The 16949-nt window shown below is 40.6% G+C and carries 21 protein-coding genes; 5 read left to right on the forward strand and 16 right to left on the reverse strand.

What is annotated here, in order from left to right; translation table 11 throughout:
* Positions 1-62 precede the first annotated feature (62 nt).
* On the reverse strand, positions 63-920 hold the full coding sequence (locus tag QI30_RS17630) for a PhzF family phenazine biosynthesis protein (protein WP_126991896.1): 858 nt from the start codon (positions 918-920) through the stop codon (positions 63-65).
* A 386-nt stretch (positions 921-1306) separates the two neighbouring features.
* Between QI30_RS17630 and QI30_RS17635 the strand changes: the two genes are divergently transcribed.
* The 3 genes from QI30_RS17635 (at position 1307) to QI30_RS17645 (ending at position 3248) form a co-directional block, all read left to right on the forward strand.
* Positions 1307-2218: a C40 family peptidase gene (locus QI30_RS17635; RefSeq protein ID WP_126991897.1), complete on the forward strand. Its 912-nt coding sequence runs from the start codon at positions 1307-1309 to the stop codon at positions 2216-2218.
* 18 nt (positions 2219-2236) lie between these two features.
* A complete protein-coding gene (locus QI30_RS17640; RefSeq protein WP_126991898.1) occupies positions 2237-2467 on the forward strand; it encodes a hypothetical protein in 231 nt (76 codons plus the stop codon).
* A gap of 181 nt (positions 2468-2648) precedes the next feature.
* Positions 2649-3248 carry a transglutaminase-like domain-containing protein gene (locus QI30_RS17645; protein WP_126991899.1) on the forward strand — a complete coding sequence of 200 codons (600 nt, stop codon included), beginning with the start codon at positions 2649-2651 and terminating at the stop codon, positions 3246-3248.
* Positions 3249-3445: 197 nt separating this feature from the next.
* Here the strand turns inward: QI30_RS17645 and QI30_RS17650 are convergent, their stop codons facing one another.
* From QI30_RS17650 to QI30_RS17690, 9 genes are all read right to left on the reverse strand, one after another.
* A complete protein-coding gene (locus QI30_RS17650; RefSeq protein WP_126991900.1) occupies positions 3446-3712 on the reverse strand; it encodes a hypothetical protein in 267 nt (88 codons plus the stop codon).
* A 4-nt stretch (positions 3713-3716) separates the two neighbouring features.
* Positions 3717-4430, reverse strand: a complete 714-nt coding sequence (locus tag QI30_RS17655; RefSeq protein ID WP_126991901.1) for a hypothetical protein — start codon at positions 4428-4430, stop codon at positions 3717-3719.
* A 431-nt stretch (positions 4431-4861) separates the two neighbouring features.
* The gene (gene pcaC, locus QI30_RS17660) at positions 4862-5242 is read right to left on the reverse strand and encodes a 4-carboxymuconolactone decarboxylase (RefSeq protein WP_126991902.1); all 381 of its coding nucleotides are present in this window, start codon (positions 5240-5242) and stop codon (positions 4862-4864) included.
* A gap of 110 nt (positions 5243-5352) precedes the next feature.
* Positions 5353-6276 (reverse strand): ribose ABC transporter substrate-binding protein RbsB, encoded by a 924-nt coding sequence (gene rbsB, locus QI30_RS17665; protein WP_370323632.1) that lies wholly within the window; start codon positions 6274-6276, stop codon positions 5353-5355.
* 14 nt (positions 6277-6290) lie between these two features.
* Complete coding sequence (gene rbsC / locus QI30_RS17670; RefSeq protein WP_233600628.1) at positions 6291-7205, reverse strand: ribose ABC transporter permease; 915 nt, start codon at positions 7203-7205, stop codon at positions 6291-6293.
* 7 nt (positions 7206-7212) lie between these two features.
* On the reverse strand, positions 7213-8715 hold the full coding sequence (locus tag QI30_RS17675) for a sugar ABC transporter ATP-binding protein (RefSeq protein WP_126991904.1): 1503 nt from the start codon (positions 8713-8715) through the stop codon (positions 7213-7215).
* A 15-nt stretch (positions 8716-8730) separates the two neighbouring features.
* A complete protein-coding gene (gene rbsD / locus QI30_RS17680) occupies positions 8731-9123 on the reverse strand; it encodes a D-ribose pyranase (protein WP_126991905.1) in 393 nt (130 codons plus the stop codon).
* A gap of 1 nt (position 9124) precedes the next feature.
* The gene (gene rbsK / locus QI30_RS17685) at positions 9125-10003 is read right to left on the reverse strand and encodes a ribokinase (RefSeq protein WP_126991906.1); all 879 of its coding nucleotides are present in this window, start codon (positions 10001-10003) and stop codon (positions 9125-9127) included.
* The gene (locus QI30_RS17690; RefSeq protein ID WP_233600625.1) at positions 10000-10998 is read right to left on the reverse strand and encodes a LacI family DNA-binding transcriptional regulator; all 999 of its coding nucleotides are present in this window, start codon (positions 10996-10998) and stop codon (positions 10000-10002) included. Before QI30_RS17690 ends, rbsK begins: the two co-directional genes overlap by 4 nt.
* 290 nt (positions 10999-11288) lie before the next feature.
* On the opposite strand from QI30_RS17690, the gene rpoN reads away from it, so the two are divergent.
* A complete protein-coding gene (gene rpoN / locus QI30_RS17695) occupies positions 11289-12548 on the forward strand; it encodes an RNA polymerase factor sigma-54 (RefSeq protein WP_126991908.1) in 1260 nt (419 codons plus the stop codon).
* A gap of 29 nt (positions 12549-12577) precedes the next feature.
* On the forward strand, positions 12578-13042 hold the full coding sequence (locus QI30_RS17700; protein ID WP_126991909.1) for a hypothetical protein: 465 nt from the start codon (positions 12578-12580) through the stop codon (positions 13040-13042).
* Positions 13043-13187: 145 nt separating this feature from the next.
* Here the strand turns inward: QI30_RS17700 and QI30_RS17705 are convergent, their stop codons facing one another.
* From QI30_RS17705 to tenA, 6 genes are read right to left on the reverse strand one after another with little or no spacing between them, the layout of a single operon-like run.
* Entirely contained in the window at positions 13188-13736 is a 549-nt protein-coding gene (locus tag QI30_RS17705) for a GNAT family N-acetyltransferase (RefSeq protein ID WP_139993463.1), read from the reverse strand.
* A 45-nt stretch (positions 13737-13781) separates the two neighbouring features.
* The gene (locus QI30_RS17710) at positions 13782-14027 is read right to left on the reverse strand and encodes an SH3 domain-containing protein (RefSeq protein ID WP_126991911.1); all 246 of its coding nucleotides are present in this window, start codon (positions 14025-14027) and stop codon (positions 13782-13784) included.
* Between the two features lie 48 nt (positions 14028-14075).
* Positions 14076-14702 carry a thiamine phosphate synthase gene (thiE, locus tag QI30_RS17715; RefSeq protein ID WP_126991912.1) on the reverse strand — a complete coding sequence of 209 codons (627 nt, stop codon included), beginning with the start codon at positions 14700-14702 and terminating at the stop codon, positions 14076-14078.
* Positions 14692-15504 (reverse strand): bifunctional hydroxymethylpyrimidine kinase/phosphomethylpyrimidine kinase, encoded by an 813-nt coding sequence (gene thiD / locus QI30_RS17720; RefSeq protein ID WP_126991913.1) that lies wholly within the window; start codon positions 15502-15504, stop codon positions 14692-14694. The genes thiE and thiD overlap by 11 nt, the downstream gene beginning before the upstream one ends.
* Positions 15501-16235: a hydroxyethylthiazole kinase gene (gene thiM, locus QI30_RS17725; protein ID WP_126991914.1), complete on the reverse strand. Its 735-nt coding sequence runs from the start codon at positions 16233-16235 to the stop codon at positions 15501-15503. The genes thiD and thiM overlap by 4 nt, the downstream gene beginning before the upstream one ends.
* Positions 16222-16905 carry a thiaminase II gene (gene tenA / locus QI30_RS17730; RefSeq protein ID WP_126991915.1) on the reverse strand — a complete coding sequence of 228 codons (684 nt, stop codon included), beginning with the start codon at positions 16903-16905 and terminating at the stop codon, positions 16222-16224. The genes thiM and tenA overlap by 14 nt, the downstream gene beginning before the upstream one ends.
* Positions 16906-16949 lie beyond the last annotated feature (44 nt).

Raw genomic sequence — 16949 nt, forward strand, 5'->3', positions numbered from 1 at the left:
ATTTTTCATGTTTTATGCGTTAAAAATGGAAATTTGCATACAATACACTTTAATTTACGTCTTTATACTTCAAAAGAATTTACAAAAACCGCTGTACCTGAAATGGAAATAGTCTTGTCGACGTGCACATAAATGCGCCCATCCTTGTCAATTTCCATGCCCTGTTCAACGACTAAAGTGTATGGTAACACTTTTTTATGGTCGATAAATTCTTTATAATACGCCCCCATTACGCCTGATGCAGTACCTGTTGCGACATCTTCTGTCGTTCCTGAATACGGGGACGAGAAATGACGAGCGTGCATAGCTGCCTCGTCAAATTGCGTTTCTAAGCAAAATGGATGTACCGAGCAAGTTGGGCGGTCCGTTAAAATCGCTGGGAAGCGCTCAATCTGCGGCGTCATTTTCGCAAAACTTGCTAATTTTTTTACAGGTACTAGCAATGTCCACGCTCCTGTACTGCCATACACAATTGGTAAATCGGATGCTAGCTCCTGTTCGGAAAGTCCAAGTGCCTCAGCTAGCGCTATCTTTGAGCCAATAAAAGGGGCAAATTGCGGTTTGGCATGCTGCATCGTAATACGGACTTCGTCACCCTCCTCAATATGAATCGGCAAAATGCCCGCGCCTGTTTCAATCGTGAAATCATGCGCCGGAAGTTTATTCGCGCGATATAGCGCATAGATGCTCCCCATTGTCGCATGACCACATAGCGGCGTCTCATGCCCTGGTGTAAAATAACGAATACGAAAATCTGCAACAGCTGACGAAAGTACAAACGCCGTCTCATTAAAACCAACACGTTTTGCGATGTCCTGCATCATCTGTTCATCTAACCGTTCAGCCTCTAAAACAACCCCTGCCGGATTGCCTTTTCCTGGCGTATTACTAAATGCATCAATATGTATGACTTCTACCATCTAATCCTCTCCTTTCCTCCATTATACGAAACATTCTAGCTACTGTCGTGATTCATTTTCCAGGACACTACCCGATACATTCTATGAGGCGATTAACTGAAGAAATGGATTAGATGATAGTTGACATGTTTTTTTCTCACCATTCTAGGTATAGACTTTCTACACAAAAGGCAAAAAAAGCTACAAGAAAGCATACGAAAAAAATAAATTAGAATGACTTTATAACAATAAACTACATACCACCCGGCTTTCAGATGCGGTCAATGAATGCTATGTTCAAGCAAATAAAAACAATAAATTTTACAAGAAATTTTGCAATAACCATTTCTAATATCAGAATTCTGTTATAAACTACCAGTACCACACTAAAAGGAGATTTTATCAACATGAAAAAATTATTTGGCAGCGCCTTGCTTGCTGCAGGCTTCCTAGCAGTCGCTTTAACTGCGCAAGGAACACATGCAAGTGCGATTACCTACACAGAAGCCTATTTTTCAAAACTTGAATATAAAGATGCAACACATGATGAAGAACGTTTAATAAGCTCAAAATCAAGTGTTACGATACAAGCTGTCGAAAATTCAAAACAATTACGTAGTACAAGTCTTGTGCTATTCCCTACAAAGCAAACAATTATTACACGCGACCGCTCTGGACAAGCGGAAGTAGGACTGCGCACAACAAGCGATGGACAGGCATATGGTTTTGTTAGTCAGCTTAATAAATATTCAAACTCAACGTATCGTCAGATTCAAAAAGGAAAGAGCCAAGCCTTTTACACACCAAATGGCGTAAAAGTTGTCGCGGGCTATACAGCGAATAATAACTTATTTTTCAAATGGAAAGGCAACAAGGTATTAGTCAAATCTAAAGGCTATTCAGTTGTTTATAACGATCAAGCACGAAAAGAAAATAAAATACGTACGTATGACCGTTCAAAAACAAAAACAACCGGTACAAAAGCGGAAAAGCTACTCCATGAAGCACGCCGTTTATCAGGTGGACGCTATGTGTATAACGGCCAATCGTTATTTTATGGCTTAGATTGTGCAACGTATACACAAAAAATCTACTTAAATGCGCTTGGCGTAGATATTGGTTCAACAACAAAATCACAAGCTGCTCGTGCTCTTAAAACACGTACAGTGAAAAATGCGAAGCCTGGCGATATTTTATATGATGGTAAGGGCCATGTAGGCATTTATATGGGCGATGGTAAAGCCTATGATATGCTTGTTGGTGGTGCTAAATTACGCCCACTTAGCCACTGGAAATGGACCGTTGCACTCGCATATTAAAGAAAGCAGGTAAAATAAATGGATTCTGAAACATGGGAACAAGTGAAAGAAGCAATTGATGAGGGGCAGGAGCTGTCATTTGATTATAAGGGTGACGAATGGTGGATTAGTCGCGTGCAGGCGGACGATAGCTTCTTATTAACACGTTCATCCGATAGTGATACCCAATATTTTAAAACGGCAGAAGACCTTTATCAACACGGCGTTATTGATGGCAAAGCCTTTATCGACCGAGTGCCTGAACTATAAGAACCTTATTCTACTAATCGTATTTTCAAGACATCTTCAATAGGTTGAAGATGTTTTTTTATTGCATATGTATTCTTACATTATTATTATTTTTTATAATAAATACTAAAAAATTCCACATTATCATGCATTTTGATATACAATAAAAAGATACCAATCGAATTCCGAAAGGATGATGACCATGCCATTCCAATTAGAGTCCCCATTTATCGATGACTATTTGAAACCGACAGATGTCGTCAACTACCATCACGAACGTATCGAGCAGTTAATCGACGCATTACATGTGGTCGAATTACCAGAATTAGAAAAAGTACGCACTTTTTATGAATATGTACGCGATAAGATTGCCCATTCATGGGATGAGCAAACTCACACCGTTACACGTACAGCATCCGATGTTGTAGAGCATCAAACAGGTATTTGCTATGCTAAGGCGAATTTACTAGCCGCACTACTGCGCCATGAAGGCATTCCAAGTGGTTTTTGTTACCAACGATTAATGCTATTTGATGAGCCACAGCAGGGCTATTACTTGCATGCCTTTAATGCGATTTATTTAACATCGCTCAATCGCTGGGTGTATGCCGACGCACGCGGCAATGTGCAAACGGAGTTATCTCTTGAGGAGCCTGCACTCGCCTTCACTGCCGATGAATCACTTGGTGAAAAAACGTATGACGTCATTTATATTGCACCAAATCCTAAAACGATGAATGTTCTAAAAGAAGCCGAAGATGCACTCGCCATGTACGCAAATGATTTACCGGACACATTATAGATTTTCATTTGCACACGAAAAGAAATTGGGACAAAGCACGTCATGTTCCTTTTTTAGCGTTCGCAACGAAAAACCGGAATTGCGCTGAGGCACGATTCCGGTTTTTCTTATGCTCTTAGGAGCGATTGTTTTTACACGTATGTCAAAGCCTCTTTTATATATGATGCTAGTGGATACGATTATACAGACTTTTGCTGTTATTGATCTACTGTAATATAAGCTGCACCGTTTGCCTTACGATAAAATGTAAAATTGACATGCTCCGGGTAACATTCGCTAAGTTTTTGCAAATCGATAAAATGCGAATAAATTGTACGACGGTCTAGTTTTTGACTTACATTAAATTCTGCACTCATATAGTTAACGACCTGAGCTGCATTAAGTGGGGTTGTTTCACTTGAATACTTTTTTAATACTAAAAATGTATATACTAATAAGATATTTTGCTGTGCAATTATCATCACCCTCTTAATCATGTATTTGCTTAGCAATGCATCCATCATGTTTCAAATGAATGATTCCTGGAAAATTTGGCAATTTCCTTCTAAACGGCATAACAAAAACCTCTTTTTGTGTTACACTGTCCGCGATAAAATGAGCAAGTTCTTCAGAAAAATTCGATTGAAGCGGAAAATGGCGCAAGATTTCCTGTGTATTATAATCGACAATGCGCAATCGTCCCTCATAAAACATAAGCTCTAGCGGTCGTCTTAACTGTTGTCGCTGTAATTGTGCAACTACTTCCTTTGTAATCGCAAATTCGTAGGTTGATTGCTCATACAATTTAAACAATTGGCGACGCTTCCCTGCATGCTTCATTGCCTGCTCATCAAGTGCCACAATCGGCCGTTTATGCGTACAGGCTTCTAGTCGCTTCATTTGTTGCATGAGTGATTGCTCACGCCAAGCATATCCTTCACAAAGCGCTAATAAAAAAAGCATGCTCATCGGTACGAGCCACATAGGGATACCAACAAGATAAAATCCAGCTAAGATGACAGCAACTGAAAAAAACAATGCTGGACGCCTGATTTCATTGTTATAGTAATAGCCCATACCGGGCGCAATGATATTAACTAGTAGACGCCTTTGTTTCGTTAGCTGTTGATGTCTCACAGCATGATGCCCAATGAGCAGTAACACATACAGTACATATCCATATACACCGATTAAAAAAATCATTCACTTCCCCCCTTAGATAAAAGGCTTACTCTACTTATTACCTAAAATTAAGGAAAATATGAGTGTTTTTATATAAAATGATTAAATCGTCACAAAAAAAGAAGCCTCAAGAGACTTCCTTCGTTCGTTTCTTCTTTACGCGTAGTTCCATTGTTAAAATTAATAGACATCCTACACTGAGCCAAATAACAATAGATAGAAGAAGCTGATGATCATTCATAGAATGGGTCAGGTAGCTCAATACATGAAAAACAACAACGGCAATAATTAAACTAATACTGTTCATTTTTAAATCGGTCATAGTGGCTCACTCCTTCCAAAAAGAACTAAAAAATAAGTTATGTCTATTTTATCATATTTTTCAGAAAATTATTAGTCTTTTTGTCTCGAGTGAAAAAAACTTTATACCTTCTTACTCATGGTATAAAAAACTATTTCAGCGCATTCATATCTTCTAATACTTCTTTAGCAATACGAAAACCTTCCTGTGCGGCAGGAGCTCCACAGTACACGGCTGTTTGCAGTATTACTTCTTTGATTTCTTCTACTGTAACACCATTGTTAATGGCACCGCGTACATGCCCACGCAGCTCCTGTGAACGATTTAGCGCCGTTAGCATGGCTAAATTAATTAAGCTACGATCACGTTTTTTTAAACCTTCACGTCCCCAAATGCCTCCCCAGCATACGTCCGTTATGTAGTGTTGTAAATCCATCGTAAATTCTGTCGCCTGCTCAAATGCACGATCTACAAATTCATCGCCCATCACTTGTCGTCGAATGGCTAAGCCTTTTTCAAATTGCTCTGTCATAAAACACACCTCTTTTTTCATTTTTTTACAGTAATTGTATTATAACAGAAGAAATACGCAAAAAAAAGAGGCTAGGTACAAGACCTAACCTCTTTATAAAAAGCGTTGATTTATTTTTTGATTAATTCTAATTCAACTGGAATATCTTTTTCTACTTTTTCACCATTTAATGATTTGACAGCTGTTTCAATCGCAGTTTCACCAATTTCAGTTGGTTTTTGAGCGATTGTTGCGATCATTTTACCATCTTCAACAGCTTTTACACCATCATCTGTTGCGTCAAAACCAACAACTTTGATGTCTTTACCTGATGCTTCAATAGCTTCGATAGCACCTAAAGCCATTTCATCATTTTGTGCGAAAACACCTTTAATATCAGCGTTTGATTGTAGGATGTTTTCCATTACTGTTAGACCTTCAGCACGATTGAAGTTAGCTGTTTGAGAAGCTACTACATCAAAACCGTCTTTCGCTACTTCTTCAAAGCCAGCACCACGGTCTGTTGCAGCTGATGAACCAGCTACACCTTCAAGTTGAGCAACTTTCGCTCCTTCACCGATTACTTCTTCTAAATATTCAGCGGCCATTTTACCGCCTTCTTTGTTGTCAGAAGCGATATGTGATACAACTTCGCCGCCTTCAGAAGCACGGTCAACTGTAATCACTGGAATATCGGCATTGTTCGCTGATTCAACTGCTGAAGCGACTGCTTTTGAATCTGTTGGGTTGATAATAATTAAATCAACATCTTGTTGAATTAAATCTTCAACGTCTGATGCTTGTTTTGATGCATTATCTTGTGCATCTACAACGGTTAAGTTCACTTTTTCATCTTTTGCTTCGGCTTTTGCACCGTCAGATAATGTAACGAAGAATGGGTTGTTTAATGTTGAAACAGACATCCCAATTTTGAAATCGCCATCTGATTTTTTTGTATCTTTTGCTTTGTCGTCGCCACCTTGTGACATGGAACAAGCGCCCAATAATAGAGATGATGCAAGTAATGCTGTAACTGATAATTTTTTCATTTTCATAGTGAAATACCCCTTTACGCTGCTTTTTTACGGTCGATTAATACCGCGAATAAAATAACTAACCCTTTGACTACTTGTTGGAAGAATGATGATACACCGATTAAGTTTAGACCATTGTTTAACACACCGATGATTAATGCACCGATTAATGTACCAACGATCCAACCACGGCCACCTGTAAGGCTTGTACCACCTAAAACAACTGCTGCGATTGCATCTAATTCATATGATTGACCTGCAGTAGGCTGAGCAGAATTTAAACGAGACGTTAAAATTAATGCTGCCATTGCAGCTAACATACCTGTTAACGCGTAAACCGCAATTGTTGTACGGTCTACATTAATACCTGATAGACGAGATGCTTCGGCGTTACCACCGATTGCATACACACGACGACCAAATGTTGTTTTACGTAAGATGAAGTACAATACGAAGAAGGCTATTAACATCGTTACGACAGGTACTGGAATTCCTAAGAAATACCCTTTACCGAACATTTGGAATGATAAGTGATCGCCTAAACCAGAAATTGGCTTACCATCTGTATAAACAAGTGTTAGACCACGATAAATGGTCATTGTTGCTAATGTAGCGATAAATGGTGCTACTTTACCTTTTGCAATTACAACACCGTTGATTGCACCTAAGATTAAACCAAGGATTAATGCCACACCCATTGCGATGAATGGATCTGTACCACCAGCTAATAAGCTTGCAGCAACGGCCCCAGTTAGTGCCAAGGTCGAACCGACAGATAAGTCAATCCCGCCTGTTAAGATAACAAATGTCATCCCGAATGCGATTAACGCACTAATTGAAACTTGACGTAAAACGTTGAAAATATTGTCCGCTGTTAAGAAGCTAGGACTCATAATAGAAATAATAACGACAATAAGTAGTAATCCAAATAACGGTCCTAATTTTTGCATTAGGCCATTAGAAGTTTTGGCTTTGGACAACTTTGTCACCTCCAGTAGCATAATGCATAATTTTTTCTTGTGTCATGTCCTCACCAGCAACCTCGCCAGTGATTTTACCTTCGTGCATCACAAGTACGCGGTCAGACATGCCGATAACTTCTGGTAATTCAGAAGAAATCATTAAGATGGCTACGCCTTGTTCTGCAAGGTCATTCATGATTTGATAAATTTCTTTTTTCGCGCCGATATCAACGCCGCGTGTTGGTTCATCTAAAATTAAAATTTCAGGTTCAATGCCTAACCATTTTGCGATAACTACTTTTTGTTGGTTACCACCGGACAATGATTTGGCAGATAGTTCAGCACTTGGTGTTTTAACGCCAAGCTTTTTCACAAGATTGCCAACAAATGACTTTTCTTTCGAACCACTAATGATGCCTGATTTAGATGTTTTACCAAAGTTGGCCATCGCGATATTTTCTTTAATCGAGAAGTCAACGATCAACCCTTGTGTTTTACGGTCTTCTGTTACAAAGCCGATACCTAATTTTTTAGCTTGACGAGGGTTTTTAATTTTCACAGCGTTTCCGTCAATGAATAATTGACCCTTCGTCATTTTGCGGTAGCCGAAAATTGCTTGCGCTACTTCCGTACGACCCGCCCCCATTAATCCAGCAAGTGCGACAATTTCACCTTTACGGACATTGAAATGAACATCTTCACAGAGGCCCGGACGTGTAAGCCCTTTCACTTCAAGCTTTACATCACCGATTGTTGCGTTGCGTCCTGGGAAGCGTTCACCAAGTTCACGACCAACCATCATCTGAACAATTTCGTCAAATGTCGTATCTTTAATCGTACGAACACCGACATACTCACCGTCACGTAAAATCGTAATGCGGTCACAAATCGCGAAAATTTCTTCCATACGGTGAGAAATGTAAACGAATGATACCCCTTCTGATTTTAGCTTGCGAATTGTTTTAAATAATGTTTGAATTTCACGGTCTGTTAACGCAGCCGTCGGTTCATCCATGATGATAACATTTGCTTTTGTTTCCATCGCTTTGGCGATTTCAATAATTTGCTGTTTACCGACTGACAATGAACCTGCTGGTGTACGCACATCAATGTCTAAACCTAATTGGTTTAAAATACGTTTTGCCTCTTTATTCATTTCTTTGTTTTTCATAATCCCCATACCAACTGTTTGCTCATTACCTAAAAATAAGTTTTCAGCAACCGTTAAGTCCGGTAAAATGTTTAACTCTTGGTGGATAACGGCAATCCCTTTTGCTTCTGCCTCTTTTGGTGATTTGAAGTGAACTTCTTCACCATCGACTTTAATGACGCCGTTATCACGCTCGTAAATCCCCGTTAGAATTTTCATCATCGTTGATTTACCCGCACCATTTTCGCCCATTAGCGCGTGGATTTCTCCATCTGCTAACTGGAATTGGACGTCTTTCAAAACAACATTCCCACTGAATGCTTTTTGAATGCCCGACATTTCAATCATGCACGTTTCCTCCTTTTAAAAAATGACACCTGATTGCAATAAGATATTGGCATACGGCGTAGCCTCACCCGTACGAATAATGACTTTCGCTTTTGCAGATAGCGCTTTCAATTGTTCATGTGAAACCTCTTCAAATGCTGTATCTACTATGTCATGCACCGCTTTGTAAAGGGGTGCATTTTGTGATGCCATTTCAGTGGCGATAATTGCTTTTTCTGTTTTGTAGTCTGCTAAAACAACTTCTAAAATCGCCATGAAGCCCGGCTCTCCAATTTTGTAAGCGAGATCGATGCATGTAACACCATCTGGAATCGGTAACCCGCAGTCTGCAATCATAATTTGATCTGTGTGACCAATACGTGCAAAAATCCCGGCTAGTTCACGATTTAAAATACCTTGTTTTTTCATGTTACTGTGCGCCTCCTAAGCGTTTAAGCACTGCTTCTTGCTGTGGCATACCGCCTTGTGCACCAAATTTTTCAACTGATAATGATGCCGCGACATTCGCAAATTCAACTGCCTCTGACAACGATTGATTTGTCGTTAGTGCATGCGCTAAAGCACCATTAAATGTATCACCCGCACCTGTTGTATCAACAGCTTTTGTTTTAAAGCCTTTAACAAACACATGTTGTGTCCCATCATAGTAGCGTGCCCCGTCTGCGCCTAATGTAACGATTAATTGATTCGGGAAGCGTTCTAAAGCGCTCTCTACATCAACGCCGAAAATATCAGCACATTCTGTTTCATTTGGTGTGAAGTAAGCAACGCGTTCCATCCATTCTGCTTTAAAATTCTCAGCAGGCGCTGGATTTAATAACACACGTGTATGTAATTCTTCACAAACGGACAGCGCATACTCTACTGTATCTTGTGGAATTTCTAGCTGCATAACGACTAAATCACTTTTAGCGATTAATGTACGTGCTGCATCGATTGATTCGCGCGATACATCTGCGTTCGCTCCTGGTACCACGATAATGCGGTTATCATTATCAAATAATGTAATGTTCGCAATACCTGTTGCTGTCTCTGTTGTACGAACGAATGTATCGTCAATCTTTTCTTGTTGTAAAATCGTACGCAATTCGTTACCAAATGCGTCTTGACCAAGCGCACCAACCATATGTACATGGCTGCCTAAACGGGCAACTGCAACAGCTTGGTTTGCTCCTTTACCGCCTGGAACGGTATGGAACCCTTGTCCAAAAACCGTTTCTCCTTGCTTTGGAAAAACAGTCGTTTCAACGACGATATCCATATTAATACTACCGATTACTGTAATCATAATTCCGTTCCTTTCGTTGTTGAATTTCGAACGACGAGCTTCGGCGGAAATACAACGCGCTTCGCTGTCATTTTTTGTCCTTCAATTAATGCAATTAATAATTCTGTTGCACGCTCTCCCATTAAGGAAATCGGCTGCGCAATCGTTGTTAGCTCTGGCGATAGCAATGTACCGATATTAATACCGTCATAACCAACAAGTGATACATCCTTTGGAATGTGTATCCCTAGTGATTCAGCTGCTTTCATTACACCGATTGCCGATGCATCGCTTGACGCAAACACCGCATCATAATCCCTTGTGTGTTGCAACTGCTGAAGGGTCACCTTTTTAGCTGACTCAAAATCAAAAGGGCTCACAATCGTATCGTACTGTATGGTTGGATGTTGCTTCATGATTTCTTCAAAGCCGCGCATCCGATCATTTGCGACATCAATATCAAGTGGCCCGCGCACACATAAAATGCGTTTGACGTTTTGCTCGACCAAATAATTAGCGACAAGCTGTCCACCTAATACATTATCCGATGTCACTGTTGGAATCGCTTCTGATAAATTACGATCAAGTGCGACAATAGGTACATCTAGTTTCTTATAGAAATCTGCTTCGATATGGTTTGTAGTTACGATAAATCCTGCTGCATAATTTTGTTGCAGCGAGCGGATATAATGTTTTTCTTTTTCACTCGTTTCGCCCGCATTGCACAACACCACTGTATAGCCATGCTCATAAGCTGTACGTTCAACCGCACGTGCTAGTTCAGGGAAAAAAGGGTTTGTAATATCTGGTACAAGCAAACCAAGTAAATTCGTTTGCTTCGTCGTTAGCGAGCGTGCTAATTGATTTGGTGCATAATTTAATGTAGTAATTGCCTTCTCAATTATCTGCTTCGCATCATTACTTACATAGCCTTTATTATTCAAATGTCTAGAAACAGTCGCTACAGAAACTCCTGCCTCTTTTGCGACATCACGAATTGTTGCCAATGCATTCACCTCAAAACGATCTGTTATGTAACCGGTTCCATGTGTAACCGATTACACATAATATAATGCACGAATTTTATCAAGTCAACACATTTTTTTATTAGGTTATACTATTTTCAACTGTTACATGACTTAAAGAGTGTTATAAAACAGCACATTGACGCTTTTTTGTAGCAAATCGGGTAATGATTTGTCCCACCAAAAAATTTTTTTTAGGTCATGTAATATCCCTAAATGCAGAAAAATGGTATGATATAGAAAATAGTTTCTTAAAAGAGAAAAAAGAAGGTGTTTGACATATGAAGATGAGTTTATCGCAAAAACAACAATTAAAATTATATATGACCACACAATTGCGCCAATCCATTGAATTACTACAGTATTCACACGAAGATTTAGTTGAATTCGTACGTGAACAGGCATTAGAAAACCCTTTAATTGAATTAGAAGAAACCACTTCAAGTTATCAAAAATCTACAACGGGATTTGATGATGTGTTACCATCCGTTGCAGGCGAGACAGATTACCGGGATGAACTGTTACAATTGCTACACTGTGAAGTGAAAGAACAGCGATTACTCTATGCATGCTTAACAATTGTTCACAACTTAGATGACAATGGCTATTTGTCACGCGATGCCATCGCCGCCTATCAGATTCCGGAAGCGTTATTACAAGCAGCAATTCAAGAATTACAGCAGCATGGTCCGCCTGGAATTGCGGCCTTTGATTTACGCCACTGTTTATTACTACAATTAGAAGCACTCGAGCCGCGCCAAATCGTTGCCGAAAAAATTGTTACTTCTCATTTAGAGGATGTCGCAAATAGTGCCTTTGAAAAAATTACGCAGGCGCTTCATATCACGCCGCATTCACTGCGCCGTGCCATTCGAAAAATTCAAGCACTCGAGCCAAAGCCATGTCGTTCGCTTTTTAGTCGTCCTGCAACGACGATTACGCCTGATGCGACGGTGATGCTAAGTGATGAAGGCTTTACATTCCAATTAAATACAGCTGGCATGCCAAAAATTTCTCTTTCTACTGCCTATGATGCCTTTTTTGAACATCAGGAAGCAGCAGAATTTTTAAAAATGCAGTTTAAGCGCTATGAATGGTTACTACATAGTTTAAATCAACGTCAAAGCACATTAACGCGTCTTTTAGAGGCTGTCGTTGCACATCAGCAGCCCTTTTTCTATCAAGGTTATATTGCGCTAAGACCGCTATTATTAAAAGATATTGCCGCACAATTGGGCGTGCATGAGTCTACCGTTAGTCGCGCTACTAAAAATAAATGGCTAGCAACACCTTTTGGCACAATTGCGCTACGCTCATTGTTTACCAATGCGGTATCTGAAGACGGAGCCTCTCAAACATCGATTAAAGTGCATATTCAAAATTTGATTAATACAGAAAATAAAACCCGCCCCTTATCAGACCAAAAAATTACTGATTTATTAATGGCGAAAGAAAATATTACGCTTGCACGTCGTACAGTGGCGAAGTACCGCGATGAGCTTTCAATCCCAAGTGCCTCGAAAAGAAAGTGTCTTATCTGATATACTTAATGTATAAGGAGGTCATCTAAATGAACAAATACATTTTTTCTACTGTGAGTTTCATCTTATTTTTTGCTGTAGCCCTTTATGGAACCGTTCATTTTCATGAGCTACCTCCATTTGTATACAGCGCACTCTTTGATGATTGGCAAACGCGTGAAATGGTCTTTTTACCACTTGTCGCAGGCATTGTGCTGTGGAGCTTTCTTCATCTATTGGCAACACATCCAGAATGGCATGAATTTTCCGATAAATATTCTGAAAATAAAGAATTATCTTTTAAAAATTCTTCTACTGTGTTACATGTGCTGAAAAATGCTGTGTGTATCGTCTTAACACTCAAAACTTATGTAGATATTTATCATATCCTTCACCCAACTGCACCCGTTATGACAGGCACTACGTTAGTCAGCATCGCCTTTTTATTACTTAGTTCGTTACTCACTGTCTATTTCATCCGAACACGTCATGAATTTTTGCATTATTCAAAATAGAAAAGGGACTGAGGCAAAACATGTCATGTTTCTTTTTTAGCGTTCGCAATGAAAAACCGGAACCGCCCTACAGCGCGGTTCCGGTTTTTCTTATGCTCATATGAGATGTTACTTTTACATGTATGTCAAAGCCTCTTTTTTCTCATTATAATCCTTCAATATGTCGCTTCACAGAGGCCCATTCATCGTCAATAATGCTATAAACGGCACTATTACGAATCGCACCATCTGCTCCGAATTTATGTTTACGTAAAATCCCCTCAAATGTCGCGCCAATACGCACAATCGCATTGCGTGAACGCATGTTCCGTTCATCTGCCATAATTTGTACCCGCTTCATTCCCCACTGCTCAAATGCATAACAAAACATTAAAAGCTTCATATTCGTATTAATAGCGCTACGCCACACAATCGGATTCAGCCATGTGTAGCCAATTTCCACACTCCCAAAATCCTCATCAATCGTGTAAAAACGTGTGGCACCAACAATTTGATTATGTACCTTTGAAAAGACAGCAAATGCCTGCTGATCTTGTGCTTGTAACGCCATATTAATATAGTGTGTAGCATCCGCCAACGAACGAATGCGCGGCTGCGTCATTTCCCAAATTCGCTCGTCATTTGCAGCATGTACTAAAGCCTCCGCATGTTGCTGTGTCAGCGGCTCTAAACGTACAATATCATTTTCTAGCATATGAAAAACCCCCTTTGTATTGTAAGTATACGCGGAGGGCTTCATTTAAGAAAGTTCTTGTAAGTATAATTTATTTACATAGCCAATCTGGTGGTGAAATTGCACTTTGCACCACGCACCTGCCGTACAAAATACGCCGACGACTTCATCCTTTTCTAAATAACCTAATGCTTCATAGCCGGTTCCTGGACCACTACGAACATAGACAGGATTTTTCGCTACATAGTTTGTCATAAGCTGTTCTTTAAAACAGTCTGTCACAATGTCTGATAACGTTTGCCTATTAGCCATTTAAATCCTCCTAGATTTGCGTCATTAAGAAATAGACGCAATAGGACATTAAATAGTTTCACCTTTTAATTGTTTAACGGTTTGCTGTATGTCTGAGCTGTGGCAAATTGCTGAAATAACGGCTACCCCGTCCACACCCGTTGCTAAAACAGGCGCTACATTCGATGCTTCAATACCGCCAATCGCAACAATCGGACATTCAGGAAATTGCTCGTGCATGGCTTTTGGAAATGCTGTATGACAGGGTACTTTGGCATCCGCTTTTGAAGACGTGGCATAAATAGGTCCAATGCCGACATACGCACAGCCCCCATCAATCGCCGTAGCCATTTCATCAGCCGTATGCACCGATACTCCGATAAAACCTTTAAATTGTGCTTTTGCAATTTGTAGCTGTGCATCATCCTGGCCGATATGAAGACCATCCGCTTCTAGCAAAACAGCGAGGGCCACATCATCATTAATGACAAACGGCACATTATACTGTGTACATAAAGCCTGACATTGCCTTGCAAATTGAATATACGCCTCCCCCTTCAGTGCATAAGAACCTTTTTCCCGGAGCTGAAACATCGTAATTCCCGCAGCAAGTGCCTCTTCTAGCGTTTGTAGAGGTGCTTTCACACAATTTTCCGTTCCCATAATAAAATATACCGCTAAATCACTACGCTTCATCGACGAACACCTCACAGTCATAGCGATTATAGGCAAAATGATTGGTCGGTCCATGACCATGTCCAATGCCTAGCGGATGTACGATAGCAGCTTGAATAAAGCGTTTCGCTTCAATAATGGCTTCCTTTAGCTCTTGTCCATTCGCTAGCCCTGCTGTAATGGCTGCTGAAAACGTGCAGCCTGTGCCATGCGTGGCCTTCGTATCAATACGTGGCGTCGTCATCGTAAAAACAGATCCATCTTCTAAAAACACTGTATCTACCGCATCCACTCCGCTTAAATGACCACCCTTCATGACAATATTTTTTGCACCAAGCGCCATTAATCGCTGTGCTGCTTGTGCTACATCACTAGCTGTAGTAATCGTCATACCAGCGAGCACCTCTGCCTCTGGAATATTTGGTGTACAAACTGTCGCGACCGGCAATAAAACTTCCTTCATTGTTTGAACAGCCTGTTGCGCTAATAATGTCGCGCCGCCTTTCGCAATCATCACGGGATCGACGACAAGTGGGATATGTTGCTGTTGCATAGTTGCTGCCACCACGTCAATAATAGCGGGTGAAAATAACATGCCCGTTTTCGCGGCTGTTATCTCAAAATCTTCAAATAATGCATGCAACTGTGCCACCACAAATGCTGGCTCTGCTGCCATAATATCATGCACACCAAGTGTATTTTGTGCCGTCAATGCCGTAATCGCCGACGTGCCAAAGACGCCTAACTCCTGAAATGTTTTTAAGTCGGCTTGAATCCCTGCTCCGCCACCGCTATCTGATCCTGCAATTGTCAATGCAATCATGCTAATCCCTCCGAAATATGATGTAAGGCATCTAAAAAGCCCATTTGAAATGAGCCCGTTGCTTTAGGTCCGACGATGGTAGCCGCCTGCTTATACTGTTGTAATGTTTCCAAAAGAGAAGCTTCTGCACCAAGTGTTGCTGCACATACTGCACTAAGTAAGCAGCCAGTTCCTGTAACAAAGGTTGCTTCGACAACGCCCCCAGAAATACGATAAACCTTCCCTTGGTCGATTAAAACATCAGTTGCACCAGTAATAATGACGGCACATTGATAATCTTTTGCGAACTTGGATGCTGCTGCAATGACATCCATATTCCCCTCACCACTATCCACACCCTTTGCCTGCCACTGGGCGCCTGTAAGAGCCGCTAATTCTCCAGCATTACAACGCAATAAATCAATGTTCACTTGCGCTAAAAGTTGCTTTACAAACTGTTTGCGAAATGGCGTAGCGCCAACACCTACTGGGTCGAGTACAACTGGAACTTGTTGCGTATTTGCCGCTTTTCCAGCAATCACCATCGCCTCCATCGTGCGCTCATTTAATGTGCCAATATTAAGTAATAATGCATCACTTACACGTACCATATCCGCTACCTCCTCGACGGCATCCGCCATCACAGGAGAAGCACCCATCGCAAGCAACCCATTTGCCGTAAAATTCGCGACGACATAGTTCGTTATACAATGGACAAGCGGTGCTTTTTTTCGAATATTAACGAGTGACATAGCGCATAACCTCCTGCTCCCAGTTTTCAGACGTCCATGGCATTTCCCAGAACTTCCACTCATAGTAGCAGCTCTTTTTAAAATGCTGCTTAAATAATGAGATTTTATGCGGTTGCTGTTGTGCATAGTGATTCATTAACGCTAATTGTTGCTTAATATTCTCGTTCATATCGTCAGAGCTATAAAGCGCAAGCCACTGTTCATACAGCGCGACGCCTGGCTTCGCATCTTTAAAACGATTGCCAATTTCTAAATAGAGCCATGGACATGGGAACATCGCTGCGAATGCTTCTGCCGCATCTCCGTTATAGGCCGCATTGTACATATGACTCACATAGTTATACGCAGATGGCGCAGGTTCAAATGCTTCAAGTTCCGCGCCCGTTACACCTAACTCATGGAACGTTAGACGATGCATCTCAAGTTCTGCAAGTTGAATATTTTGCGCTGCTTGCAAATAATAGAGCGTCTCGTCCGCTTCTGTCGCCTTCGATGCAGCAATGGCCAATACCTTCGTATAGTGTTTTAAATAGAAGGCATCTTGTAGCATATAATACTTAAATTTCTCCAGTGGTAATGTACCGTCCACAATGCCTTGCACAAATGGATGCTCAAAGCTTGCCTCAAAATAAAGTGCATTTTCTTGTCTTACTTCGTCACAAAATGTCATTAAAAAGTCCTCCTCTTGGATGGACGTAGGCAAAAAAAAGCACG

It is taken from the genome of Candidatus Kurthia intestinigallinarum (assembly GCF_003991225.1).
Classification (GTDB): Bacteria; Bacillota; Bacilli; order Bacillales_A; family Planococcaceae; genus Kurthia; species Kurthia populi.